Raw genomic sequence first — 25,804 nt, 5'->3', positions numbered from 1 at the left:
GAATTCGCGGCCCGGGTCTCGGCGTTCAACCTGGTAGCAGTGGGGACGTTGCCCGACGTGACAACTGATTTCGTTGCGATGCGGGTAACTCACCGGGTACGTCCGAAGTGGGTTCGGCGCCTGACCGGCGGTCCCCATGCGAGACCGGCGACGGCTCCCGAGCCGTGCGCTGAAGACTCGGGGAGGCGGAACAGTCCACACGCCCGAGCGGTCCGCGCTACGTTGAATATGCGCGGGTGGACACGGTTACTCGTACCAGGTCGAGGTGGTGGAGATGAACTCACAGGCGCGCCGGGACGGCTCGCGGCGTGAGCAGACGTCTCTCGAAAACTCCACGCAGGCATACGTTCCCGTGAACATCGACGACGAACTCGAGGCCATGGGCCTGTTCGACGCGGAGGAGATCGGCCGGGGCGGGTTCGGGGTGGTGTACCGCTGTAGCCAGCGCGCCCTGGACCGGGTGGTCGCGGTGAAGGTGCTCTCCGCGGAGATCGACGACGAGAGCCGGGAGCGGTTCCTGCGCGAGGAACACGCCATGGGCCGGTTGTCGGGGCATCCGAACATCGTGGACATCCTCCAGGTGGACGTGACGCCGACCGGACGGCCCTACATCGTGATGCCGTACGCGACCCGCGGTTCCCTCGAGCAGGTGGTGCAGCACAACGGGCCGCTGTCCTGGGCGGATTCGCTGCGTGTCGGGGTGAAGCTGGCGGGGGCCATCGAGACCGCGCACCGTGCCGAGGTGCTGCACCGGGACGTGAAGCCCGCCAATGTGCTGTTGAGCCGGTACGGGGAACCGCAGCTCACCGACTTCGGAATCGCGCGCATCCCGGGCGGTTTCCGCACGTCCACGAGTTTGATCACCGGGTCGCCCGCGTTCACCGCGCCCGAGGTGCTCAAGGGTGACGAGCCGACCGTGCGCTCGGATGTGTACGGGCTCGGTTCCACCCTGTTCGCGCTGCTGACCGGGCACGCCGCCTTCGAGCGGCAGGCCGGGGAGAAGGTGGTGGCGCAGTTCCTGCGCATCACCAGTCAGCCGGTGCCGGACCTGCGGGAACTGGAGATCCCGCCGGATGTGGCCGCGGCCATCGAGGCGGCCATGTCGCCGGAGCCGCGGGATCGGCCGGTCAGCGCGGTCGAGTTCGGTGAGCTGCTGCGCGGGGTACAGGGCGACCATGGTCAGGTGCCGGACGAGATGGCGTTGATCGACGGCGCGGAACTCGGTGCGGACGGCCACGATCCGTCGGCGCCGACCCATTCGACCCAGCGCCGGCACACCGTGGTGACAGCCCCGCGCAACCGGTCGCTGACGCTGCGCCCGACCGGCAATCCGAGCGCGGTGTTCAGCACCGGCAATACGCTGCCGCCCACGGCCACAACGAAATTCCTGCCGCCGACCCCGGCGCGCGAACCGATCGCCCGGCCCCGGCTGCTGGAGCCGCTGCGGTCCGGCGGCCGCCGCCGGCTGGCGGTGATCCACGGCCCGGCCGGATTCGGCAAGAGCACGCTGGCCGCGCAGTGGTGTGCCGAGCTCACCGATCGCGGGGTGCCGGTGGCCTGGATCGGCATCGACCGCGACGACGACAACGAGGTGTGGCTGCTGGCCCACGTCATCGCGGCCATTCGCAAGGTGCGGCCGGAGATCGGCGTGGGGCTGGAGCAGCTGCTGGAGGAGCGGCCCGCCGAGGCGGTGCCGTACGCGGTGTCGGCGCTCATCGACGAGGTGCGGGCGGGCGGGACCCCGGTGGTCGTGGTGGTGGACGACTGGCATCGGATCACCGACGCCGGGGCGCAGCGGGTGATGGCGTCGCTGCTCGACAATTGTTCGCACGAACTGCGTTTCGTCATCACCAGCCGGGAGCGGGCGGGACTGCCGCTGAGCCGTATGCAGGTGGCCGACGAACTGATCGAGCTCGGATCCCCGCAGTTGCGGCTGACCGAGTCGGAGACCAGGGAAATCCTGCTCGACCGGCTGGGATTGGAGTTGAGCGACCGGCAGGTCGAGCAGATCCACACCGCGACCGACGGCTGGCCGGCCGCGATCCAGCTGGCGGGGTTGTCGCTGCGCGCGGCGGATCACGATGTCGACCGGCTGATCATCGGGCTGTCCGGCGACAACAAGGCGATCCGGGAGTATCTGGCCGAGAACGTGCTGGGCGCCATCGAGCCGCGCATGCTCGAATTCCTCAGTGCCATAGCGATTCCCGAGCGGGTGAACGCCTCGCTGGCCGAGGCGCTGTCGGGTGCAAAGGACGCCGCGGATCTGCTCGACGAGGCCGAGCGGCGGGAGCTGTTCGTGCACCGGATTCCCGACGATCCGAGCTGGTATCGGATGCAGCCGATGGTGGCCGAGCATCTGCGGGCCCGGCTGGACCGGGCGCAGCCGGGGCAGTTGAAGAAGTTGCACGGCAAGGCGTCTCGCTGGTTCGCCGAACACAATCTGATCAAGCAGTCGGTGGATCACGCGCTGGCCGCGACCGATCTGAAGTACGCGCTGGACCTGGTCGAGAAGGGCGGCATGGATCTGATCGACAGTTCCCGGCTGGCTACCCTGTTCGGCACGGTGTCGAAACTTCCGGTCCAGCAGGTGAGTTCGCGGTCCAAGCTGTTGATGGCGCTGGCCCGCGCGAATGTGAATCTGCAGCAGTCCGGGGCGGCGCGGACCGCGCTGGGCCGGCTGTCGAACATGCTGGCGCGCAGCGGCACCGACGATGCCGAGGCGGTGACCCAGCGCTGTCAGGCGGCGGTGCTGGCGGCGGCCGACCAGGTGGCGCGGGACCGCACCGAAGGCGTACTCGACAAGATCACCGAATGCTTGAAACTGGCCGACGATCTCCCGGCGTGGACGGTGTCCACGGCCGCGAATCTGGCCTCGTTCGTGCGGCTGTGCGGTTTCGACTTCGAGGGCGCGCGCAGCATGCAGGACTGGGCCGCCCCGTTCCACGCGCGGTCGGCCGATCCGCTGGGTGCGGTGTTCGGCCTGTGCGCGCGGGGTGACGCCGCCTACGAGCAGCTCGATATCGCCACCGCCACACAGTGTTTCGAACAGGCCTGGCAGACCGCCCGCGATCGCGCCGGGTCCCGGTCGGACGCGGTGCGGGTGGCGGCGGCGCTGCTGGGCGAGGTGGCCTACCGCCGCGGCGACCTGGACAGCGCCGAGCGGCTGCTGGATCAGAGCCACGAATTGACTACCCGCGTCGGCCCGGTCGACTTCCTGGTCACCATCTTCGTGAGTGGCGCACGCGTGAAGGCGGTGCGCGGCGACCTGGTGACGGCGGCGGCCCGCCTGGACGAGGGCGCGCGGATCGCCGCCGACCGCAAGCTCACCCGGCTGGCCGCGCAGGTCCGGGCCGAGCGCCTGCGCCTGGGCCTGCCCGCCGACTCGCTGAGCGCGGGCCTGGTCACCGACCCGATGGCGCGCACGCCGCGGCATGCCACCGGCGCGGCGGTGCTGACCGCCGAGGCCGAGGAGATCGCCACCATCCGGGCGCTGTTGGCCCGCCACTATCGCGGCGACGACCGCGCCACCGACGACCTGGCCCCGCTCGGCACCGACGACACCGTGGTGAAGCGGGCCCGCGTCCTGCACGCCCGGATCCAGGAGCAGCACCGGCCCCGGGCCGAACTCGATTCGGCGCTACTGCTGGCCGAGTGCCTGTCCACGGCGGGTTGGCTCGGGGAGTCGATCGCGACGCTCACACCGGTGGTGCTGCGGTGCGCCGAGCTGGGCTGGTCGCGGCCGCTACTGGATGCCGGGCCGGGCGTGCTCACCATCCTGCGGACGATGCGGCACGAGATGCCGCTGGACGCCGACGGTCAGGAGGCGCCGCGTCGCTTCCTGGATTCGCTGCTGTAGGTCGGGTCGCAGGGTATTCACAGCGTTTCTCGAGGAATGGCGGACACAATCGCCGTCGTGTTCTCGCCGCATGCGCCGTCGCAGTCACCGCCGCTCGGGCCGCCGCCCGCGCCGCGCCCGCCCGCCGCCCGCAATGGCTACGGGGGCTTCCACCACGGGGTTTCGCTACTGCACGGGTGGGTGCCGCAGGTGGTGGCCTTCGTGGCGGTGCTGCTGCTGGTGATCGCGTTCGCGCGGGCGACGCGGCGCTGGTGGGTGCTGTGGATGCCGGTGTGCGCGGTGGGCGGCGTCGCGGCGGCGTGGGCGGCCTGGGATTTCGTGGACGATCAGGGGCTGGCCTCGGATCCGGCCCCGGCCTTGTTGTGGGCGTCGGTGGGGTTGACCGCCGCCGGACTGGTGGCCGCGGTCGTCGGCCTGCGCACCGGCGGCTGGTGGCAGCGGATCGCGGCGGTGCTGGCCGTCCCGGCGGCGCTGCTGTACACGGGCGTGGTGCTGAACCAGTGGGTCGGCTACTACCCGACGGTGCAGGCGGCGTGGGACGCGCTCAACGCGGATCCGCTGCCGCACCAGGTGGATCTGGACGAGCTGGCCGAATTGCGCAATACCGAGGTGGGGACGGGGCGCATCGTGGAGGTGGATATTCCGGAGGCGGGCAGCGACTTCCGGCATCGGCGCGAGTACGTGTATCTGCCGCCCGCCTGGTTCGCCGGTGACAAACCGCCCACCCTGCCCGCCGTGATGATGATCGGCGGCGAGTTCAACACCCCGGCCGACTGGGTGCGCAGCGGCCAGATCATGCCCGCCGTGGACGCTTTCGCGGCCAAGAACAACGGGCAGACGCCGGTGCTGGTGTTCGTCGATTCCGGCGGCAGCTTCAACAACGACACCGAATGCGTGAACGGCCCGCGCGGCAACGCGGCCGACCACCTCACCACCGACGTGCCCGGCTATGTGGAGTCGGAGTTCGGCGTCTCCAGGGATCCGGCGCAGTGGGCGGTGGTGGGCTGGTCCATGGGCGGCACCTGCGCGGTCGACCTGGCCGTCATGCATCCGGATCTGTTCGGCACCTTCGTCGACATCGCCGGTGACCTGGGCCCGACCGCGGGCTCCAAGGAGCAGACCATCAAACGCCTCTACGGCGGAAACGCGGACGCCTGGGCGCAATTCGATCCGCTGACGGTCATGGAGAAGCACGGCCCCTACACGGGCGTGGTCGGCCTGTTCGACGACCTGACCGCGCCCAAGCGCACCGACAACCCGGGCGCGAACGGTGCGCCCAACGGTCCGCCGCGAAACTTCCCCGGCATGCCCAAGGTGAACGAGGAGCAGATCGGCAAGGGCGGTCGCGACGGCGTCCAGGACGCCAACGAGGAAGGCGCGGCCGAGCAGCTGTGCGACGCGGGCCGCAAGGTCGGCATCGACTGCACCGTGCACACGACGGTCGGCGGTCATACCTGGCAGTTCGCCGCCTCGGCCTTCACGTCGTCATTCCCCTGGCTGACAGCCCGTGTGGGGATTCCGGTACCCGGCCTGTCGTCGTAAGCGGAACGGGCGCGCGGCACCGGCCGCACGCCCGTCCTCCGGGGTTTACCCCTGAGAGCCCAGGAGAGTCATGCCTTCCACCAGGGGCGGAGGGGCACCGTCCAGGTCTGGTCCGCGGCGAGTTTGACGCCCAGGATCTGGTGCAGCTGCACCACATTGCGTTCGAACCCGAGCTGGCAGCCCGCCATGTACAGGCCCCACACCTTGGCGGTGCCCTCGCCGACCTCGGCGACCGCGTGGTCCCAGTTCTTCACCAGGTTGTCGCACCATTCGGCGAGGGTGAGGGCGTAGTGCTTGCGCAGGTTCTCCTCGTGCAGCACCTCGAGGCCCGCGTTCTGGATCTCGGAGATGATGCGGCCGGAGCCCGCGAGTTCGCCGTCGGGGAAGACGTAGCGGTCGATGAAGTCGCCCGCCTTGGTGATTCTGGTGTTGTCGGGCCGGGTGATGGAGTGGTTGAGGAACAGGCCGCCGACGTTCAGCTTGGACTTGATGTAGTCGAAGTAGGCCGGGTAGTTGTGCACGCCGATGTGTTCGGTGAGGCCGATGGAGGACACCGCGTCGAAATTGCCTTCGCGCACGTCGCGGTAGTCGGAGTGCCGCACCTCGGCGAGGTCGGACAGTCCTTCCTCGGCGATCTTGGCCTGCGCCCATTCGGCCTGTTCGGCGGACAGGGTCGCGCCGATGACGTGGACGCCCTGCTTGGCGGCGTAGCGCACCATGCCGCCCCAGCCGCAGCCGATGTCGAGCAGCCGGTCGCCGGGCTTCAGGTTCAGCTTGTCGAAGACCAGGCGGTACTTGTTCTCCTGCGCCTGTTCCAGCGTCCAGGCCGGATCCTCGTAGGTGGCGCAGGTGTAGGTCATGGACGGGCCCAGCACGTATTCGTAGAACGTGTTGGAGACGTCGTAGTGATGGTGGATGGCCTCGGCGTCGCGAGTCTTGCTGTGCCGCAGTCCCTCCAGCGCGATGCGCCGCCACCGCGGCATGGCCTCCTGCGGCGGCGGGGGCACCGGCTTGAGCAGTTCCCAGCCCAGCGAGCGCGCGATGACCACCAGTTGCAGCGCGGTGGGGCGGCGGAACTTCATGCCCGCCATGGCCTTCAGCAGTTCGTACGGGTCGCCGGGCTCGACGCCGTGGGCGATCAGATCCCCGGCGATGTAGGCGCGCGCCATGCCGAGGTCGCCGGGCGCGGTGGCGATGTAGTTGACGCCGCGGGGCGTGAGGATCTCGAGGCCGAATTCGGAGTCCTCGGGTCCGGCGGTGCTGCCGTCGTAACAGGTCAGGTGGATGGGCACCGGGCCGTCGAGCAGGGTCGCGAAGATCTCGGCAATGCTCAGTTTGGTTCCGAGCTCGGCGAATACGTCGGAACGGTCCTTGTATGTGGTCACTTGCGTTGCACCGCCTTCGAGTACAGATCCAGTAGACGAGAATCCGGGTCGTAGCGTTTCTTGAGGGAGGAGTAGGCACCGCCGCCGTAATAGAGGCCGGCGAATTCATCCTGGTCGTAGTAGGAGTCCGAATACAGCGATTTGTGACCGTCCAGTTCGGACACTGTGCGTTCGATGGCGCGGTTGGCCGCGCCCTCGGGCTGTCCGGGCGCGGTCGGCACGGCCGACCAGAAGCCGACGTTCACATAGGTGCGCTCGGGTTCCAGCGGGTAGAGCGGCCAGGGCCGTTCGCCGTCGGTGTCGCGCAATCGCAACGGGCACAGCCAGATCGGCTCGATCGGGATCTCGCGCAGGAACCATTCCACGAAGTCCGCGGTGTGCTCGAGCGGCACCTCGATGTCCTGCACCACCCGCTCGCGGGGCGGATTCCCGTGCCGCGCCTCGATCTTGTCGCCGATGGCGTACTTGTGGTCGAGGGCGATGAGTTTCCAGTAGAAGCTGGAGCGCCGGTATCGCTGCGGCCAGAAGCGCCGGATGCGCGGGTTCTGCGCGCCGAAGGCCCGCGAGCACCAGAACCAGTCGGTGTCCCAGCGCCACAGGTAGTCGTGGATGGTGAGCCGGTCGCGTGTGGGCCGCGGGGAGTCGTGCTGGATGGACCGGTAGTAGATGTCCATGCCGGTGTAGTCGCTGACCGGGCCGGGTTCGTCGGTCTGGCGGCCCAGGATCAGGTAGCTCTCGTCGGCCGTGAAGACCACGCCGTCGAGGTAGTCGACCGGTTCGCCGTCCCAGGCGCGGTCGGCGATGATCCGCGCCATGGCGGCCTCGAGTTCGCGCAGCTGGTGGAAACGGACGTGCCGCAGCTCGACATACGGTTCGACGGTTTCCAATTCGATTTTCAAACGCGTCGAATAACCCAGCGTTCCATACGAATTGGGGAAGCCGCGATACAGCTCGGCATGCTCCCCGTCGCGGGTCGCGGTGATGATCTCGCCCGCCCCGGTGAGCACGTCCATCTCCAGTACGGATTCGTGCGGTAGCCCGTTGCGGAACGAGGTGGATTCGATGCCGAGCCCGGTGACCGCGCCACCGAGGGTGATGGTCTTGAGCTGCGGCACCACCAGCGGGGCCAGTCCGTAGCGCAGCGTGGTGGCGACCAGGTCCTCATAGGTGGTCATCCCGGCCACGTCGGCCGTGCGGGCTTCCGGGTCGACCGCGATGACCTGCGTCAATCCGGACACATCGAGTCCGGGTGCGGTGCTGCGGGCGCGGGCCCGGAAGAGATTGGACGTCTTCTTGGCCAGCCGGACATTGGCATCCGGCGGTATGGCGCGGTAGGAGGCCAGGAGGCGATCGACCCCGGCCCTATGCGCGGCGAAACCTGATTCCTGTGCGGCCGGTGCGCGGCCGGCCTTACCCAACAGACTCACTGCCACCCTCGAAAACCTAGCGTGCACCGACCGGTACGGCCAGCAAGGAAGCACCGGCGGGGCGGGTTTTCACACATAGTTTCCTTGTGTGCGGGCAGGCGTGACCTGCCCTGTAGTCAGAGTATTCCCCGTCACACCGTGATGATTCTTACTTTGGCTAACATTTGGCTTACGGTGCGCCGGAACGGTTTACAGCGGGTCGTCCAGTTCCATCTGCCGGATCTGCGGCAGATACGGGTCCAATTCGCCCGCTTCGAAGCGGCACATGCCGATCACGTGCCAGAACTGGCCCGCCGTCAGACCTTCGGTCTTGTAGCGGCCGTCCGGGGTGAACGCCACCCAGCCCTCCGGCAGGCCCAGCAGGGTGGCCCGCGGTTCCGGCGCGGCGCCGGACTCGTCCAGGGCCCACACCATGATCGAGCCGTCATTCCCGCCGCTGGCCAGCAGCCGCCCGGACGGATCGAAGGCCAAGGACCGCACCCGGTTCCGATGGCCGTGCAGGGTGTGCCGGTGCTCGCCCGTGGCGATGTCCCACAGGTGGATCACCAGATCGTCGCCCGCCGTGGCCAGCAGGCCCGACCGCGCGTCCACCGCCACGCACCACAACCGCCCGCGATGCAGGTCCAGCCGGTGCAGCGGGGGACCTCCGGCCCGGCTCCAGATCCGGACCGTGCCGTCCCAGGAGATGCCCGCGACCAGGTCGTCGTGCAGGACCACCCCGTAGACGCGATGCCCGCCCGCGCCGCTCGGCATCGGATCCGACAGCGTGCCCAGCAGGTCCCCGGACTCCACCGCCCAGAGCCGGATCTGCCCGTCGTCGCAGCCGGTGGCCATGGTCGCGCCGGTGGCGTCGAAGGCGATCGAGCGCACCCGGCCGCGATGGTCGGCGCAGACCGCGTGCTCACCGCCGGTCTCGCGGGTCCACAGCGTCACGGTGTCGTCGTCGTTGGCGGTGGCGATGAAGCGGGCGGTCGGGTCGTAGGCGATGGCCCACACCGGCGCGGAGTCGACGGTGATCTCCCGTTCGGCCTCGCCGGTGCCGATATCGGACACCCGCAGCCGCCCGGCATTGCCGACCGTCACCAGCTGGGTGGCCCGGGCCGGGCTGAACACCCCCGATTCCACCGTGACCAGCCCGTCCGCGCTGCCCTGCAGCCGGCGGGTGAGCCGCCCGGTGGCGGCGTCCCAGAGCCGGACACTCCCGTCGTTGCCGAAACCGGCGAGCAACGTGCTGTCCGCGCTGAAGGACACCGCGCGCACGTGCCGCCCGTGCCCATTGAGGGTGTGCAGGCGTTCGCCGGTGGCGGGATCCCAGACCCGCAGCGCGAACTGGTCGTCGGCGATGGCGAGCTGGGTGCCGTCGGGCCGGAACGCGAACGGCCAGATGGATCCGGTGTGCCCGGTCAGCTTGTGCAGCGGCGCGCCGGTTCGGCCGTCGCGCACGTAGACCGCGCCCGCGGTGTCGCCGGAGGCCAGCATGTCACCGCCCGGATCGAAGCCGAGCCAGTGGATGCGGGCGTCGCCGTGCTCGGTGCGGTGGTGCCGCTGCGCCCCGGCGCCGGTGTCCCACAGCCGGATTCCGCCCGCGAGATCGCCGCTGGCCAGGATGGGTTCGGTCGGATGGAAAGCGATCGTGTAGACGATGTGCTCGTGCCCGGACAGATCGTGGACCAGGGTCCCGGTGGCCGGATCCCACAGTCCGAGTATGCCGTCCGCGCCCCCGGCGGCCAGCAGCGCGCCCATCGGATCCCAGCAGACGCGGCGGACCGGTCCCGGCGCGGCCCGGAAGCGGCCCAGCTCGGCCCCGGTGCCCAGGTGCCAGACCCGCACGGTCCCATCGTGATAGGCGGCGGCGAGCCGGTCGCGGTGGAAGGCGAGGCTGTAGATGCGTTGCGGGCGGCCGTCCGGCGGCGGGAGTTCGTGCAGCAGTTCACCGTCGGGGAGTCGCCGGACCCGTAGCGTCCCGGCCGCGTCGCCGGTGGCGAGCAGGGCTCCGGCGGTATCGGTTTCCAGTGGCCAGGGCCAGTTCTCGTGTCCGGTCAGGACCGCCTTGATCGCGCCGCTGGCGGCGTCCCAGATCCGCACGGTCCCGTCGGCCGATCCGGTGACCAGCACCTGTTCGGTGTAGGCGAGGGCGAAGGTGCGGTCGCGGTGCCCGTGCAGGGTGCGCAGGGTGCGCCCGGTGTCCGCGCCGTAGACGACCACGCTGCCGGAGTCGCAGCCCACCGCGATGGTGCCGCCGTCCGGACTGTAGGCCAGCGGTCGCGGCAGTCGTCCGCTCTGCGCGTCCACGCCGTGCTTGACCCCGATGGCGGCGGGCGCGAATTCGGTCAGCGGCGGGGTGCCGGGGACGCGGCCGGACCCGGCCAGATCGGTCCCGGCGGGACGGCCGACGATGTCGAGCAGCGCGGCCCGGGTCCAGCGGCTGCCCTCGCCGCGCACGCCGGTGAGGTCGGTGCGGGCCAGGCGGGCCCCGGTCAGGTCGGCGCGGCCGAGATCGGCGCGCACCAGCGAGGCCTGATCCAGGTGCGCCCGGTGCAGGCGGGCCCCGCGCAGGTCGGCGTTCTGGAGATTGGCGCTGGTCAGCTGGACTTCGGTCATATCCGCTCCGCGGAGGTCGGTGCCGACCAGGGAGGCCTGGTCGAGTTGCGCGCCCACCAGTCGGACGCCGCGCAGGACCGCCTGGTCCAGCACCGCGCCGGTGAGCCGGGTGGCGGTCATGTTCGCGCCGGTGAAATCGAGCTGCCGCAGATTGCGGAAGGACAGGTCCTCGCGCGACAGGTCGAGGCCACGCAGGTCCTTGTCGGGGCTGATGCGCAGCCGGGCCGCGACGCGGGCGGCATTGGTGCGGGTGATCTCGTGTTCGTCCGGATCGTCCTGGATGCGTTCGACGTAGGCGTGCAGTAGCTCGACTTCGGCCAGATCACAGAGGAATTCGACGGCGAGGGGTTCCAGCTGGGCCTGCGCCAACGGAGCGGGTTCGGCGACCCCCGCACCCAGCTGGGTGGCGATGGCCTTGGCCACCAGCCAGTCCCGCACCGAGGAGTGGATGAAGCCGAAGCGATTGTCGTCGGTGCGCACGATGAGGCTGCGGGAGCCGAGGGCGTGCACGAACTGCGCCACATTGAGCCGGCTCGCGTCGATCTCCTGTACGGCGGCCTGCGCGACCTCGGTCAGCTCGGTGAGATTCAGGTAGGGCCGCCCGTTCTCCCACACCCGCAGCGCGAAATACGTGACGGCGAGCCACAGTTCGGTGAGGCCGAGGGTGGGCTGGGAGCTGGCGCGTTCGGGGGAGCGCTCGATCTCGTAGGTGAGCCAGCTGGTCAGGATCTCCTCGTAGAGCCGGGTGGGGCCGATGATGCGGCGGGCCCCGGCCGCGGTGCGCAGCCGCTGTTCGTCGAGGTCGGCGATGAAGCTCAGCATGCGCGGATTGCAGGCCAGTTTCAGCAGACCGGGAATCCCGCGCAGCAGCCGCATGCGGGCGTCGGCCGAGGGTCCGCTCGGGCCGTAGCGGTTGACCAGGAAGGCGTGCACCTGCTCGTCGGTGAAGTTCTCCACGCTCAGGATGTAGCGGTCCGGGTGCGGGTCCTCGCGGGTGTCGAGGGCCGCCGCGATCTGGTCGTAGGACTTGAAATGCTGTGTGCGCCCGGCCACCACGACCTTGGCCCGGCCCACCGCGGCCTGCAACAGCGTGGCCATGTGCTCGGCGGCGCTGTCGTAGTTGAGGCGGGTGAGCAGTTCGTCGAAGCCGTCGAAGAGCAGCACCACCCGGCCCTGTTCCAGCATGTACCGCAGGGCGCGCAGATCGATGCGGGATTCGCCGTTGTTGGCCAGGTGCGCGGCCAGCAGGGTGTCCAGGGAGCTGGTGCGATCCAGTTCGCGCAGCTCGATGTGGATGGGCACCAGGCCGGTGGTGGTCTCGGTGATCCGGCGGGTCAGCTCGCGCAGCGCGAAGGTCTTGCCGAGCCCGAAATCGCCGAGCAGCAGCACGAATCGGCCGTCCGCGGCGGTCACCAGGTTCATGAGTTCGGCGACCAGATCGTGCTGCACCTCGCGGCCGCGCGGGGCCAGCATGCGGAAGCGTTGCGGCACATACAATTCCGGCGGATAGGCCGGGTCGTCGCGCAGTCGGGCCGACTGATTGCGCAGGTAGTCGCCGAGTTCGACCATGCCCTGGAAGTCGGTGAAGCTGCGGATCCGCACGCCCTCGGCGGCCGCCCGGTCGGAGATCTCGCGGCTCGGGGCGGGACCCAGGTAGATGAGCTGGGAGCCGGGTCGCGGTTCGGGGCCGAGGAAGGCGTCCAGGACCTGGCCGGTCACCTCGCCCACGTGCGCGCCGATGATGAGCTGCTCGATGACCGGCTCGGAATTCATAGTGACCAGCAGGTAGTGCGGGTCGGCGGTGATGCGGCGGATCCGCGCGCCCGGATAGCGCACCTCGCACACCTCGGCGACCTGCTCCAGCAGCATGTCGTGCGGGCGGGCGGTCTCGCTCGCCCGCAGTTCCGGCCGGCGGGGCGGGGGCGGGGGAGCGGGCAGTTCGCGGGAGCCCCGGCGCTCCAGCGCCACAACGGCATTCGTCCAGGTGAGGGCCTGCGGGACCGGAGTCTCCAGCGGTTCGTCGTAGCGGTAGCGGGTGAGTCCGGCATCGGTGATGTGGACCAGTTCGGCCTGACCCGGTGCGGGCGCGGCCAGGACGGGCAGCGTGCCGCCCGGGTGCGCGAGCGAGCGTCCCGCCCGGCCGGGGCCGCGGAGCAGCAGGTTCAGGCGCGGGCCCAGGCGGCGAAAGGCGCGTTCGGCGTCGCGCAGCACGCCCGGGTCGTAGGGCGAGGTGTTCGGACCGGGGGCCGGATCGTGGCGCAGCACGCCCAGCCGGAACCAGCCCTGCGCCTCCTGGGCGCGCAGCTGCTCGGCGAACCAGTCCTTCTGTTCGTCACCGATGGCGCCGTAGTCGTCCTCGGGGCGGTGGGTGGCGGCCATGGTCGAGTTCAAACCGGCCACGACCAAGCGCAATCCGGGGATCGGGAACAGCGTCCAGGGCTGGCCGACATCGAAGACCAGATGGTCGAGGCCGCGGTAGAGGGTGTTGAACATCTGCTCGAACAGCCGCAGTTTCGCGAAGTAGGGCGCGCGGGGCAGGCGGTCGTTGGCCTCGCAGTCCAGGAAGTGGGCGCGGCAGGCCAGTTTCGAGGTGTCGTGGTTGCCGGGGACCACGATCAGCCGGTCGGGTTCCAGTTTGAGCAGCACCCGCAGGCCGGTGAGAAACGCGGTGGCCTTGCGGAATTCGGTCGGATGCGCGGATTCGGTGAGATCACCGCTGACCACGATCAGATCCGGCGGCGGGGCCTGCCGATCCACCAGTTCGGTGACCGCGCCCCAGATGTGGGACTGCAAACCCTCCGGATCGGTGGGGAGATCGGCCGACGCCCGCCCGAAGCGCGGACCGCCGATATGCAGGATGGACAGTCCCGCATGGGTGCGGGCCGCGGCCATGTCCCCCGGAAACGCCGGCGGCGACAGCGGGCGGCGGCCCGGCGGCCTGGGTTCCGGTGCCGCGGACCACAAGTCGTCTGAACGCGGGTCCGCCCGCCGCCGCGGCATCCACCGCTCCGACAGCATCCGCTCGACCCGGTCCAGCACCTCCCGCCGCATCTCGGCCTCATCGGTCACCCCGAACAGGTCCAGGCAGGCGACCCCGGTCGGCAGCCATTCCAGCGAGCAGTCGCTGACCCGGATGGCCAGCAGCTTCCCCGGATCCACGTCCAGCGCGGCCTGCCACTCCCGGTTCGCATGCCGGGAGGACACGTAGTCGCGGGTCAACACCGCGATCACCAGATCCGCCTCGCGGACTCCCCGCTGCACGAACTCCCCGTAGTTCGCCGCCGGATCGAAGTCCCACGACGACACCAGGGTTCGATAGCGCCCCTCGGCATGTTCGAGCAGCCATCCCAGCCAGATGGCCCATCGCTCGTCGGCCGCCGAATAACTCGTGAAAAGTAACCGCCCACCCCACGCCGTCACACCGCCCAGTATCCCGCTCCCCAAACCAACGCGCCGCCAATCGAATTGACCTCTTTCCCAATTCTCAGATCCTGCGATCCGCCTCGCCCTGCGAGAATTGACCGATGCTCGAAGAGGACTCCGGTTCACCGCCCGCCCGGGCGGGCTCGGCCGTGCGCCGGCGGCTCGGTGTCCTGGATTCCGTGCGGATCGGGTTGCTGCTGGTCGGACTGCTGTGCGTCGCGACCGGGCTGCTGCCGTGGGCCGAGGCCGCGGACAATATGCGGCGGATCGCGCCGCTGCTGTTGTTCCTGGGCAGCGTGATCGTGCTGGCGAATCTGGCGCGGCGGGCCAAGGTGTTCGATGTGATCGCGCATCGGCTGGCGATCATCGCGGGCGGAAACTATGCCGGGTTGTTCCTGCTGTGCGTGCTGTTCGCGTCGGTGACGACGACGGTGCTGAACCTGGACACGACCGCGGTGCTGCTGACCCCGGTGATGATCGCGCTGGCGGTGCCCGCGCGGATTCCGCCGCTGCCGCTGACCATGACCACCCTGTGGCTGGCGAACACGGCGAGTCTGCTGCTGCCGGTGTCGAATCTGACCAATCTGCTGGCCGCGGATCGGGTGGCCTTGGATGTCACCGGGTTCGCGGCGCGCATGTGGTTGCCGCAGCTGCTGTCGATCGCGGTGACCATGGTGTGCCTGTGGTGGTGGTACTGGCGGCGGTCGCAGCGCGGGGCCGACCGGTATGTGGTGCCGGATCCGATCCGGCCCGCGGATCTGCGGGAACGGGTGCTGCTGTACGCGTCCGGGGGCGCGTGCGCGCTGTTCGTGCTGGCGATTCCGTTCGTGGGGGACCGGATCGGGATCGCGGCCACGGTGGCGGCGGTCATCGTGGTGCTGGCCTTCGCGATCTGCGACCGGTCGGCGCTGCGGCCGTCGCTGTTGCCGTGGCAGCTGCTGGTTTTCGTGGCCGGCCTGTTCCTGGTGGTGCCGACGCTGTCGCGGTACGGGCTCTCGACGTTGATGGAGCACCTGATCGGGGAGGACACCAGCGGGCCGGGGGTGCTCCGGGCCGCCGGGGCGGGGGCCGCGCTGTCCAATATCGTGAACAATCTGCCCGCCTACACCGCGGGGGAGGCGGTCGTGCACGGCGGCCGGGATCAGTTGCTGGCCTTGCTGATCGGCACCAATGTGGGTCCGGTGGTGACGCCGTGGGCCTCCCTGGCCACCCTGCTCTGCCTGGAGTTCTGCCGTACCCACGAGGTGCGGGTCCCCATGCGCCGCTTCGTGCGGACCGGCCTGGTGCTGGCCGTGGCCGCGACCACCGCCGCGACCGCGGGCCTGCTGCTCACCGGCTAGAACGTATTGGCCGGTCGCAGTGCGTATTCCACGATCTCGGTGACGTCGTCGTCGGTGTACACGGCCGGCAGCGGCAAGGCCAGCCGCTCCAGCAGCCGCCGCACCTGCGCGATGCTCGGTTCGGCGGGCGGCCGCAGCTCGCTGTCGCGGCCCATCGGAACGTGGCGCGCCTGCTTGAAACTCAACGCCAATTCGCGGGTGAGATCGGAGTATTGGGTCTTTCCGCGCTCGAAGAGCAGCGCCGGGGTGTTCGAGCCGCGCTGATTGGTGATGACCACGCTGTCGGACATGTCCCAGCGGTAGGTCGACACCACCGAGGACAGCGCCAGCTCGATGGTCAGCAGCTCGGACTGGGCCCGGTACCAGGAGCAGGCCACCACGGTGGCGAAGGACTGCTTGCGAATCCGGTCGGTGGTCCACGGCCGCCCGGTCGCGTCGCCGCCCGGCTGCAGCGAGTTGCGATGCTGTGCCTCGACCTCGCACAGCTGCTCGTCGCCGGGGTCGAGGATCTCGACCCGCAGATTCAGCAGGTGCTGTTCGGCGCGCACCCGGCCCAGGAAGAACGGCAGGGTGGTGGCCCGCAGGTAGGTTCCGGTGCCGCCCTTGTAGATCCAGTTGTCGGTGTCGCGGCGGGCCAGCGCGTGCGCCTGATCCACCTCCGCGCCGTAGAGCAGGCGCACCGCCGCGGTCTCGCCGACCAGCCGGGCGATCCGGTTGCGGTCCCGCAGCAGCGTCACCGCGAGCAGGCTGAGCACCAGCAGGATGGCATTGCTCACCGGATCGAGCTTGGTGTTCTTGTCGATGAACTCGACGATCACCGCGGTGATCGCGATCACGATGGCGACCACCGCGTCGATATTGAGCCGGAGCCAGGTAGCGAAGCGGGTCATGGGCGGCGTCCTCCCCCGAGAGATGTCACCCAGAATAGGTGCCGCGTAGCATGACCGAGTGGTAACAGGGCAGAGTGCCGGTCAGCCCGCAATCACTAAGGAGCACATGGTGGGACAGGTCAGCGCCTCCAGTTCGATCGTCGTCGCGGCGGATCCGAAGCGCACCCTCGACGCGATCGCCGACTACGAAACGGTCCGGCCGAAGATCCTCTCCTCGCACTACCGCGACTACAAGGTCGTCGAGGGCGGCCAGGGCGCGGGCACCGTCGCGGAGTGGACGCTGCAGGCCACCGAGAAGCGGTCTCGCAATGTGCGCGCGGCCATCTCGGTCTCCGACTCCATGGTGACCGAACGGGACTCGAACTCCTCCATGGTCACCGCCTGGACCGTCACCCCCTCGGGCTCCGGCTCGCTGGTCACCGTGCGCACCACCTGGAAGGGCGCGGGCGGCATCGGCGGCATCTTCGAGGGCATCTTCGCGCCCCTCGGCCTGAAGAAGATCCAGGCCGAGGTGCTCGAGAACCTGAAGCGGGAACTGGCCTAGTTCCGCTAGGTCGTGTCTCCCAATGATCTGAGCCATTCGACGATGAGGGCCAGGACGAATCCGGCACGGTAGGTAGTCGCGAGCTTGTCGTAGCGCGTGGCCACTGCCCGCCAGTGTTTGGCCCTGTTGAAGGCCCGTTCGATGACGTTGCGACGCTTGTAGAGCTTCGGGTCGAAGCTCGGTGCCCGGCCACCGCCGCGGCCTTTGCGTTTGCGGTTGGCGACCTGATCGGACCGTTCGGGAATCACGGTCTGGATCCGTTTGCGGCGCAGCAGGGTTCGGTTCGAGGCCGCCGAGTAGGCGCGATCGGCGATCACGACCTCGGGGTTGCGCCGCGGCGGCCCGCCCTCCAAACGGGGCACGACCACCGCGTCCAGCAGGGGCGGCAGCAGTGGTGAATCGTTGGTCTGCCCGGGCGTGAGCAGCACCGCCAAACCGTGACCGGCGCCGTCGGTGGCCAGGTGGATCTTGGTGGTCAGCCCGCCGCGGGAACGCCCGATCGCGTGGTCGCCGGGTTCATAGCCCGCCCACCGAGTCGGCGGCGGCGCCGGCGGCGTGCTGGTGGACTCGCACGATCGTGGAGTCGACCGAGACGACCCAGTCCAGGTTGCCGGTGGTGTCGGCCAAAGCCAGCAGTGCGGTCAACACCCGATCCCAGGTGCCATCGGCGGCGTAGCGGCGGTGACGTTTCCACACCGTCTGCCACGGCCCGAAGTGTTCGGGCAGGTCCCGCCACGGCAGGCTGGTTCGCAACCGATACAGCATGCCTTCGACGATCAGGCGGTTGTTGGCGAAGTTACGGCCCACGTGGCCTTCGGATTTCGGCAACAGCAGCTCGAGCAGTTCCCACTGATTGTCGGTCAGAACCTGGTATCGATCACCGGTCACGGTCGCCACGGCAGCCATGATGCACGATCGGCCCCAAGATCGGGGCCGATCTGTTCACCCCATTAGGAGACAGAACCTAGTCCTTCGCGATGTCGAAGAGGTTGCCCTCGGGGTCGGACAGCGTCGCCCATTTGACGCCGTATTCGTCGAAGTCGGCGAGATGCTTGGCCCCGAGCGCGACCGCCTTCGCGATATCGGCCTGCTGGTCGGGTGAGTGCAGGTCCAGGTGCACCACGTTCTTGCCCGGGTTCTTGTCGGGCACCTTGATGAACATGAGCGTCGGCGTGGCGGCCCCGTTGTCGATGGTGGCGAAGAATTCGGTCGCGCCGTCGTCGACGGGACGCTCGAACAGCTGCGCGTAGAACCCCGCCAGTTCGGCGGCGTTGTCGCAGTCGAAGGTGATGTTCCCGAGGGACAGTGCCATGTGTTCTCTCCTTTTCAGAGCCGGCCGATCGGCCAGCAGACTTCGGTGCGGTAGTCGGCGGGTTCGGCGTCGCCGGGACCCACCAGGTAGAGCTCGCGCACGGGTTCGGCGAGCGCGGTGTCGTGTTCGGCCACGTGGCTGCCCAGCGCGCCGTACGTCCGGTCGAATTCGGTGAACGGGCCCGCGTGCACCGCGATGGCGAAGCGGCGGGCCGGCAGGTCCAGGACGGTTCCGGGATCGAAACGGCCCCGGTGCCGAGGGTCGATCGGCACGAAGGTGACCACCTCGCCGCGGTCGTGCTCGAAGAAGGCGGGCGCGTAGGTGGCGCCGCCCGGCCCGGCGGGTGCCAGATCGGCCGCGGCCAGGCTGCCGTAGAGCGTCCCGAAACTGTGGTCGCACCACTGGTCGCAGTCCTCGCGCGCCACCTCGGCGGACATGGCGATCACGGGATGGCTTGTGATGGAACGGTATTCGACGCTGATCCGGTCCGACGGCAGCAGCAGCGCCTTGAGCGAGGCCACCACGTCGCGGGTGCGCACCAGCTCGGCCTCCATCCGCTCGAGATGCGCGCGGATCGCCGCGTCCCGGGCCGGCTGATCAGGGGCGGCCATCACCGCCTTGATCTCCGGCGGCGGCATGTTCAGTTCGCGCAACCGCTTGATCAGGTGCGCCTGATCGACCTGGGCGGTCGAGTAGAAGCGGTAGCCCGAGCCGGGGTCCACCGCGACCGGCTCCAGCAGCTCGATCTCGTGGTAGTACCGCAGCGTCTTGATGGTCAGGTAGGTGAGCCGGGAGAACTCACCGATCGGAACCGTTGCCGTCATGCTTTCAGCGAACACCCTCCAGCGAGGGGAGAGTCAAGCGAACCGTCGCGTGTCGGCGACTAGGCTGGGGTGCGATCACCATCCCCCAGGAAGGACGCGCCGTGCAGCCCGGTGAAGGTTTCGATTTCCAGCAGTTGATGGCACAGGCCCAGCAGATGCAGCAGGCGGTGATGGCCGCGCAGCAGGAGATCGCGGAGTCCGAGGTCGAGGGCGAGGCCGGCGGCGGCCTGGTGCGCGCCAAGATCCGCGCCACCGGCGAGGTGCTGTCGCTGACCATCGATCCCCAGGTGGTCGACCCCTCGGATGTGGAGACGCTGCAGGACCTGATCATCGGCGCGCTCAACAACGCCATGGACACCGCGCAGAACCTGGCCGCCGAGCGGCTGGGTCCGCTCGCGGGTGGTCTCGGCGGCGCGCTGCCCGGACTCTGAGCGGGGCTGGGTAGGTGTACGAGGGTCCGGTTCAGGATCTCATCGACGAACTGGGCAAACTGCCCGGTGTCGGCCCGAAGAGCGCGCAGCGCATCGCCTTCCATCTGCTGTCGGTGGAGCCGCCGGAGATCGACCGGCTGCAATCCGCCCTGCAGAAGGTGCGCGACGGGGTGCGGTTCTGCAATGTCTGCGGCACCGTCTCCGATGGCGAACTGTGCCGTATCTGCGCCGATCCGCGCCGCGATCGCACCATGATCTGCGTGGTCGAGGAACCCAAGGATGTGCAGGCCATCGAGCGCACCCGCGAATTCCGGGGCCGCTATCACGTGCTCGGCGGCGCACTCGATCCGCTCTCGGGCGTCGGCCCGGATCAGTTGCGTATCCGGGAATTGCTGACCCGCATCGGAAATCAGGATGACGGGGTGGACGTGTCGGAGGTCATCATCGCCACCGACCCGAATACCGAGGGTGAGGCGACGGCCACCTATCTGGTCCGTATGCTGCGCGACTTCCCGGGCCTGAGCGTGACGCGTCTGGCCTCGGGTCTGCCCATGGGCGGCGATCTCGAATTCGCCGATGAATTGACCCTGGGCCGCGCCCTTTCCGGCCGTCGCGCGCTATAGCCGGTCCGGGGGTTTCGGGGGAACCCCCGAGAGCCGATCAGGTCCAGGTCGGCGGTGCGGGCAGCGCCGCTGGCTGCGGGCACGGAATGTGCTGCACGTTGCGGGGTATATCGGCGCCGGCGCCACTGGCGTGTAAAGCCACGGCAATAGCGAAGGTGGCCGCCAAACCCGCCACAACTGCCAGGCCCTTACGCAAGGTCCCGGTTTTCAGGGACGGGCGTAGCTTCATCTTTCGCTCCTCGCCTCGGTGATAATGCGTCGACCTGGAACACCGCGTGCAATTAGCGAAATGCTAGCTTTCCGTCCCGCCCCCGCCGCACATTGTGGGGGGTTGGAACCGGAAATTGAAATCGTCCCGTTATTTCCGGTCAGAACGTTAGGCGCTGCCAGTCCAGGGCATCGAATCCCGAACGATCTCCGGTCGCCCAGCCCCAGATCAGGTCGGCGACAATTCGCGGATCGTTCGCGGTGGCGGCGAAATGCTTGTCCGGCGACCCGTCCCGGTATTCGACGTCGTAATGTCCGTCCGGGTGGCGATAGGTCTGGATATAGAACTGATCGGCGGTTTCCGCGATCACATAGGGACCGGGCTGACCCAGCTCCGGAATCCACAGGTCCACCAGTTGTTTTGTCAGGTAAGGAAATTCGCCGGCCCCGCCGTGGGTGACCGCGGCGGCCACCGATCCGGCCGGATCCGCCAGCCACGACAGCTGCGGATCCCACACCGCGTACCCGCGCGGCGTGCCCAGCTCGAACAGCAGCGAGCGGGTGTGCCCGATGGCGTCGTACTGGGTGGACACGAACAGCGCGTCACCCAGCACGCCGTCGGCGGCGGGCGTGCCCAGGAAGCTGTCGACCTCGGGCAGCTCCGCATTGCGTTTGTCCAGCTCGGCCGCGATCTCGGTGATCGCCGCACCGGCCGGGCGGCCCTCCTGCCCGGTCAGGTGGTCGTCCACCTCGGCGGGGGAGGACGCGACGCCGGAGGGCAGCAGAACGAGGTCGTAGCTCACCCGGTCAGGCTAGTGGCTAGCCCGCGCGGGTCCGCCGCCCGGTCTCCGCGCAGGCGCAGCCGCCCGCCGCGTCGCCGCAGTCGGCCACGAACAGGTGCCGGGCCCGGTCGGTGTCGAAGCATTCGGATTCGGTGCATTCCACCGGACCCGCGGCGTGCACGATCAGTGTCCCGTGACAGTGATCGAGGGCCGATTCGCACAGTGAGCAACCCGCAGGATGCACCGCAACCTCCTTCAGCCGTTCCTATGGTGATAACACTCGCCACCGACAAGCGCGGGAGGACACCGCGTGTCGTCCGAACTGTCGGATAATCGGGCTCATCGCCGACATGGACGCCATCAATCCGTTCGACTTCTTCGTAGAGGACGGGTCCGACGCCCGCGAATCGACCATCGCCGTTTCGGTCGACGTCGGCCCCATCCCGCCCGATGCCGCCCCTATCGCCCCCGACACGGCCCCTACCCCTCCTGATGTCGGCCCGGCCCAGGCCCGGGAGTGACACACTCGACGATGTGGCCCCCGCCTCCCCGACTTCCAGGCGTCCATCGTGCCCCTGTAAACTCGTGATCATCATGCAGCGGGCACTTCTCCTCGGCCGCCGCGACGGGGTCTGATTCGGACCGGCTCCCGCCGCGGGGATCTGCCGTGCCGGTCTACCCAATAACTGGGATCCAGCCACACCTCGGAGATAAATCGCCATGTCACCCGCTGATGCTTTCGTTTCCGGTACGCGCGTCATCACCGCGCCGTCCAAGCCCGCGCCCGCTGACCAGCCGGCCTGGAACAAGCAGAAGAACTCCTCCATGCCGGTATTCCGGTACCGGCCGTTCGCCGAGGAGGTCGAGCCCGTCGAGCTGCCCGACCGCACCTGGCCGGACAAGATCATCGACCGCGCGCCGGGCTGGTGTGCCGTCGACCTGCGCGACGGTAACCAGGCCCTGATCGACCCGATGAGCCCCGCTCGCAAGCGTCGCATGTTCGACCTGCTGGTGCGCATGGGTTACAAGGAGATCGAGGTCGGCTTCCCGTCCGCCTCGCAGACCGACTTCGACTTCGTCCGCGAGATCATCGAGGACGGCGCGGTGCCGGACGACGTCACCATCCAGGTGCTGACCCAGTCCCGCCCGGAGCTGATCGAGCGCACCTTCGAGGCCTGCGCCGGCGCCCCGAACGTGATCGTCCACTTCTACAACTCGACCTCGATCCTGCAGCGCCGCGTGGTCTTCCGCGCGGACCGGGACGCGGTCAAGAAGATCGCCACCGACGCGGCCGCGCTGTGCCTGGTGGTGGAGAAGCGGTACCCGGACACCAACTGGCGCTACGAGTACAGCCCCGAGTCCTACACCGGCACCGAGCTGGACTACGCCCGTGAGGTCTGCGACGCGGTCTCCGAGATCATCGCGCCGACCCCCGAGAAGCCGCTGATCATCAACCTGCCCGCGACCGTGGAGATGGCGACGCCCAACGTGTACGCCGACTCCATCGAGTGGATGCACCGCAACCTGGCCCGCCGCGACTCCATCCTGCTGTCGCTGCACCCGCACAACGACCGCGGCACCGCCGTGGCCGCCGCCGAATTGGGCTACCAGGCCGGCGCCGACCGCATCGAGGGCTGCTTGTTCGGCAATGGCGAGCGCACCGGCAACGTCTGCCTGGTCACGCTGGGCATGAACATGTTCTCCCGCGGCGTGGACCCACAGATCGATTTCTCGAACATCGACGAGATCCGCCGCACGGTCGAATACTGCAACCAGCTGCCCGTCGCCGAGCGCCACCCCTACGGCGGCGACCTGGTCTACACCGCCTTCTCCGGTTCGCACCAGGACGCCATCAACAAGGGCCTGGACGCCATGAAGGCCGCCGCCGACGCGCAGGGCGCGGACGTCGACGACATCGTGTGGGAGGTTCCGTACCTGCCCATCGACCCGAAGGACGTCGGCCGCACCTACGAGGCCGTGATCCGGGTGAACTCGCAGTCCGGCAAGGGCGGCGTCGCCTACATCATGAAGACCGATCACGGGCTGGTGCTGCCGCGCCGCCTGCAGATCGAGTTCTCGCAGGTCGTGCAGAAGATCACCGACGGCGAGGGCGGCGAGGTCACCCCGAAGGAGATCTGGGACGTCTTCTCCGAGGAGTACCTGACCCCGATCCTGCCGCTGGAGCGCATGCGCCAGAAGGTGACCGCGTCCGAGACCGACGGCGGCGTCGACCACATCGAAGCCGTGGTCAAGGTCGACGGTGTCGAGCACGCCATCGCCGGTGAGGGCAACGGCCCGCTGGCCGCCTTCGTCGACGCGCTGGCCACCATCGACTACGACGTGCGGGTGCTGGACTACAGCGAGCACGCCATGTCCTCCGGCGACGACGCCCAGGCCGCGGCCTACGTCGAATGCGCCATCGGCGATCAGGTCACCTGGGGCGTCGGCATCGCCACCTCGATCACGACCGCCTCGCTGCGCGCGGTGGTCTCGGCGGTCAACCGCGCTGCCCGTAAGGCATGACAAGGCGCCCCGATCGTCGCGAACGCAACGCCTGATTTCGTGACGATCGGGGTAACTCACCGGGTAGGTCCACAATGGTGTGGGCACCCAACGCAGGCACGCGTGCAGGAGTGTCGGCGGCTCTCAGTTGTGCGCCGAAGTCGCGGGGAGGCGCTATTGCCTCGCCGCGTCCGGGCGGGTCAACAATGCTAGCGTTGGGTCGCAATAGCGCCGAGCTCTCTGTTCGAGCTGTCGAGCAGATGGGGGACACGTGACTACGAAAGATCAGAATTCGACCTCGAAGCCGATCGTGGCGGAGGACGTCGAAGACATCCTCGACGAGGTGGAAGCGGGTGGGCCCGCCGAGTCGAAGGAATCCGATTCCGAGGAGCAGGCGGCCGGATTCTTTCCGCCGGTACCGGATTCGATCGACCAGACCGTGGTGTATCCCGGCAATGGCGGACCGTTCCCGGGACCCCAGGGGCCGGACGGCCACAATCCCTTCGCGGCCGACGGCCACAATCCGTTCCCGCCGGGCGGGCCCGGACCGTACGGCCCGCCGGGATTCCCACCCGCGGGCGGCTTTCCGCCGCCGGATGCCGGGCAGTTCGCGCCGCCGCCGAATCCCGGTGTGCCTGGCGGTTTTCCGCCGATCGGCGAAGTACGCGAGCAGACGCCCTACGGTGAGGTCCGGCAGGAGATCGGCAGCGACGGCATGGTGCGCCGGGTGTTTCCCGAGCAGCAGCCGGGTGAACCGGTGGAGCCGGGCCATTTCGGCGGCCCCGGACAGCCGGGGCAGTTCGCGCCCTCCAACGATCAGCCGGGCGGGCCGATCTACAGCTGGTCGCCGCCCCCGGCCGCGCCGCCGCAGCAGCCGCAGGTCGGTTTCCAGCCGGGCTGGAATGCCCAGCAGCAGCAGGGGATTCCGCCGCAGCCGGGCTCGTTCGGTCAGCAGTACGGTCAGCAGCCGCCGCCGCCCGGACATTCGGTCAATGACCTCAATCTCTTGAAGCGGGCCCGGCGCGCGCCGGGCAGCGGCTGGCGGCGCGCCGTGCACAAGGCTTCCGGCGGTGTCATCAATCCGGGCGAGTCCGCCGCGGACGTGGTGTACCGGCAGCTGGTGGACCGGGTGAACCAGCCGGTGCGCGGCGACTACCGGATCGCCATCCTGTCACTCAAGGGCGGCGTCGGAAAGACCACCACGACTGTCGGTCTGGGCTCCACCTTCGCGTCGCTGCGCGGCGACCGGGTGATCGCCATCGACGCCAACCCCGACCTCGGGACGCTCGCGCACCGGGTGCCGCGACAGACCCGCTCCACGGTGCGAAACCTGCTGGAGGACGGGCACATCAGCCGGTACTCCGATGTGCGGGCGCACACCTCGCAGGCCCCGAGCCGGCTGGAAGTGCTGGCCTCCGAACAGGATCCGGCCGTGTCGGAGGCGTTCTCGGAGGCGGACTACCGCAAGGCCATCGGCATCCTGCAGCAGTTCTACAACATCATCCTGACCGACTGCGGTACCGGTCTGATGCACTCGGCCATGTCCGGCGTGCTGGATATGGCGAGCTCGCTGGTACTGGTCACCTCCCCGGCCATCGACGGCGCGCGCAGCGCCTCGGCCACCCTGGACTGGCTCGACCACCACGGCTACCACAAGCTGGTGGAGCGAACCGTGGTGGTGGTCAACGCCTCTCGCAAGGGCTCCTCGACGGTGGACCTGGACCAGCTGCGCAAGCTGTTCCTGGACCGCACCCGGGCCGTGCAGGTCGTCCCGTTCGACGACCACCTGGCCGAGGGCGCGGAGATCGACCTCGAACTGGTCGGCAAGCCCACCCGCCGGGCGCTGCTGGAGCTGGCCGCCATGGTGGCCGACGACTTCGGCTATCAGGCTGCCGCGCAAGGTTTCCCGCCCCAGCAGGGCGGCTTCCCGCCGCAGGGTGGTTTCCCGCCTCCGCAGGGCGGAATGCCCCCGCAGCAAGGCGGTATGCCCCCGCCGCAGGGTGGGATGCCGCCGCAGGGTGGCTTCCAGCCGGGCGCGTTCCCGCCGCAGGGCTGAGCTCCGGCCGGATCCGACGAACGAAAAACCCCGCTGTTCAACAGCACCGCGGGGTTTCG

Annotated in this window: 17 protein-coding genes and 1 pseudogene; 9 read left to right on the top strand and 9 right to left on the bottom strand. The window is 69.1% G+C overall.

Going from position 1 to position 25,804, the window contains the following annotated elements; translation table 11 throughout:
- The first annotated feature begins 274 nt into the window (after positions 1-274).
- The gene (locus ACFV4K_RS09525; protein ID WP_379273483.1) at positions 275-3,856 is read left to right on the top strand and encodes a protein kinase; all 3,582 of its coding nucleotides are present in this window, start codon (positions 275-277) and stop codon (positions 3,854-3,856) included.
- A 36-nt stretch (positions 3,857-3,892) separates the two neighbouring features.
- Positions 3,893-5,398 carry an alpha/beta hydrolase gene (locus ACFV4K_RS09520; RefSeq protein ID WP_379273481.1) on the top strand — a complete coding sequence of 502 codons (1,506 nt, stop codon included), beginning with the start codon at positions 3,893-3,895 and terminating at the stop codon, positions 5,396-5,398.
- Positions 5,399-5,466: 68 nt separating this feature from the next.
- Here the strand turns inward: ACFV4K_RS09520 and ACFV4K_RS09515 are convergent, their stop codons facing one another.
- The 3 genes from ACFV4K_RS09515 to ACFV4K_RS09505 form a co-directional block, all read right to left on the bottom strand.
- The gene (locus ACFV4K_RS09515) at positions 5,467-6,783 is read right to left on the bottom strand and encodes a class I SAM-dependent methyltransferase (RefSeq protein ID WP_379273479.1); all 1,317 of its coding nucleotides are present in this window, start codon (positions 6,781-6,783) and stop codon (positions 5,467-5,469) included.
- Complete coding sequence (locus ACFV4K_RS09510; protein ID WP_379273491.1) at positions 6,780-8,210, bottom strand: FAD-binding oxidoreductase; 1,431 nt, start codon at positions 8,208-8,210, stop codon at positions 6,780-6,782. The genes ACFV4K_RS09515 and ACFV4K_RS09510 overlap by 4 nt, the downstream gene beginning before the upstream one ends.
- Before the next feature lie 189 nt (positions 8,211-8,399).
- The gene (locus ACFV4K_RS09505; protein ID WP_379273477.1) at positions 8,400-14,231 is read right to left on the bottom strand and encodes a pentapeptide repeat-containing protein; all 5,832 of its coding nucleotides are present in this window, start codon (positions 14,229-14,231) and stop codon (positions 8,400-8,402) included.
- Between the two features lie 104 nt (positions 14,232-14,335).
- On the opposite strand from ACFV4K_RS09505, the gene ACFV4K_RS09500 reads away from it, so the two are divergent.
- On the top strand, positions 14,336-15,574 hold the full coding sequence (locus ACFV4K_RS09500) for an SLC13 family permease (protein ID WP_379273475.1): 1,239 nt from the start codon (positions 14,336-14,338) through the stop codon (positions 15,572-15,574).
- Here ACFV4K_RS09500 and ACFV4K_RS09495 read toward each other — a convergent pair.
- The gene (locus ACFV4K_RS09495) at positions 15,571-16,464 is read right to left on the bottom strand and encodes a hypothetical protein (protein WP_379273473.1); all 894 of its coding nucleotides are present in this window, start codon (positions 16,462-16,464) and stop codon (positions 15,571-15,573) included. The two genes, ACFV4K_RS09500 and ACFV4K_RS09495, sit on opposite strands and share 4 nt — an antisense overlap.
- 109 nt (positions 16,465-16,573) lie before the next feature.
- On the opposite strand from ACFV4K_RS09495, the gene ACFV4K_RS09490 reads away from it, so the two are divergent.
- A complete protein-coding gene (locus ACFV4K_RS09490; RefSeq protein ID WP_357087866.1) occupies positions 16,574-17,008 on the top strand; it encodes an SRPBCC family protein in 435 nt (144 codons plus the stop codon).
- 5 nt (positions 17,009-17,013) lie between these two features.
- Here the strand turns inward: ACFV4K_RS09490 and ACFV4K_RS09485 are convergent.
- From ACFV4K_RS09485 to ACFV4K_RS09475, 3 genes and pseudogenes are all read right to left on the bottom strand, one after another.
- Positions 17,014-17,914, bottom strand: a pseudogene (locus ACFV4K_RS09485) (IS5 family transposase).
- Between the two features lie 58 nt (positions 17,915-17,972).
- Positions 17,973-18,320: a VOC family protein gene (locus ACFV4K_RS09480; protein WP_379273471.1), complete on the bottom strand. Its 348-nt coding sequence runs from the start codon at positions 18,318-18,320 to the stop codon at positions 17,973-17,975.
- A 14-nt stretch (positions 18,321-18,334) separates the two neighbouring features.
- A complete protein-coding gene (locus tag ACFV4K_RS09475) occupies positions 18,335-19,144 on the bottom strand; it encodes a MerR family transcriptional regulator (protein ID WP_379273469.1) in 810 nt (269 codons plus the stop codon).
- Between the two features lie 101 nt (positions 19,145-19,245).
- Between ACFV4K_RS09475 and ACFV4K_RS09470 the strand changes: the two genes are divergently transcribed.
- Complete coding sequence (locus ACFV4K_RS09470) at positions 19,246-19,575, top strand: YbaB/EbfC family nucleoid-associated protein (RefSeq protein WP_379273467.1); 330 nt, start codon at positions 19,246-19,248, stop codon at positions 19,573-19,575.
- A 14-nt stretch (positions 19,576-19,589) separates the two neighbouring features.
- On the top strand, positions 19,590-20,198 hold the full coding sequence (gene recR / locus ACFV4K_RS09465) for a recombination mediator RecR (RefSeq protein ID WP_357087859.1): 609 nt from the start codon (positions 19,590-19,592) through the stop codon (positions 20,196-20,198).
- Between the two features lie 368 nt (positions 20,199-20,566).
- Here recR and ACFV4K_RS09460 read toward each other — a convergent pair whose 3' ends face one another.
- Both ACFV4K_RS09460 and ACFV4K_RS09455 read right to left on the bottom strand, forming a co-directional pair.
- A complete protein-coding gene (locus tag ACFV4K_RS09460; protein WP_379273465.1) occupies positions 20,567-21,208 on the bottom strand; it encodes a hypothetical protein in 642 nt (213 codons plus the stop codon).
- 16 nt (positions 21,209-21,224) lie between these two features.
- Positions 21,225-21,431: a hypothetical protein gene (locus tag ACFV4K_RS09455; RefSeq protein ID WP_357275413.1), complete on the bottom strand. Its 207-nt coding sequence runs from the start codon at positions 21,429-21,431 to the stop codon at positions 21,225-21,227.
- Positions 21,432-21,537: 106 nt separating this feature from the next.
- Between ACFV4K_RS09455 and ACFV4K_RS09450 the strand changes: the two genes are divergently transcribed.
- The 3 genes from ACFV4K_RS09450 (at position 21,538) to ACFV4K_RS09440 (ending at position 25,745) form a co-directional block, all read left to right on the top strand.
- Complete coding sequence (locus ACFV4K_RS09450) at positions 21,538-21,708, top strand: hypothetical protein (RefSeq protein WP_379273464.1); 171 nt, start codon at positions 21,538-21,540, stop codon at positions 21,706-21,708.
- A gap of 199 nt (positions 21,709-21,907) precedes the next feature.
- Entirely contained in the window at positions 21,908-23,710 is a 1,803-nt protein-coding gene (gene leuA, locus ACFV4K_RS09445; protein ID WP_379273462.1) for a 2-isopropylmalate synthase, read from the top strand.
- A 250-nt stretch (positions 23,711-23,960) separates the two neighbouring features.
- Positions 23,961-25,745 carry a MinD/ParA family protein gene (locus tag ACFV4K_RS09440; protein WP_379273460.1) on the top strand — a complete coding sequence of 595 codons (1,785 nt, stop codon included), beginning with the start codon at positions 23,961-23,963 and terminating at the stop codon, positions 25,743-25,745.
- Positions 25,746-25,804: the final 59 nt, after the last annotated feature.

It is taken from the genome of Nocardia sp. NPDC059764 (assembly GCF_042732555.1).
Taxonomy (GTDB): Bacteria; Actinomycetota; Actinomycetes; order Mycobacteriales; family Mycobacteriaceae; genus Nocardia.
This window is presented reverse-complemented; position numbering and strand designations above follow the sequence as displayed.

Excerpts from the sequence above, each read along its gene's own strand:
- ACFV4K_RS09525 (WP_379273483.1), top strand. The coding sequence starts at position 275 with ATGAACTCACAGGCGCGCCGGGACGGCTCGCGGCGTGAGCAGACGTCT.
- ACFV4K_RS09520 (WP_379273481.1), top strand. The coding sequence starts at position 3,893 with ATGGCGGACACAATCGCCGTCGTGTTCTCGCCGCATGCGCCGTCGCAG.
- ACFV4K_RS09500 (WP_379273475.1), top strand. The coding sequence starts at position 14,336 with ATGCTCGAAGAGGACTCCGGTTCACCGCCCGCCCGGGCGGGCTCGGCC.
- ACFV4K_RS09495 (WP_379273473.1), bottom strand. The coding sequence starts at position 16,464 with ATGACCCGCTTCGCTACCTGGCTCCGGCTCAATATCGACGCGGTGGTC.
- ACFV4K_RS09480 (WP_379273471.1), bottom strand. The coding sequence starts at position 18,320 with ATGGCACTGTCCCTCGGGAACATCACCTTCGACTGCGACAACGCCGCC.
- ACFV4K_RS09475 (WP_379273469.1), bottom strand. The coding sequence starts at position 19,144 with ATGACGGCAACGGTTCCGATCGGTGAGTTCTCCCGGCTCACCTACCTG.
- ACFV4K_RS09450 (WP_379273464.1), top strand. The coding sequence starts at position 21,538 with ATGGACGCCATCAATCCGTTCGACTTCTTCGTAGAGGACGGGTCCGAC.
- leuA (WP_379273462.1), top strand. The coding sequence starts at position 21,908 with ATGTCACCCGCTGATGCTTTCGTTTCCGGTACGCGCGTCATCACCGCG.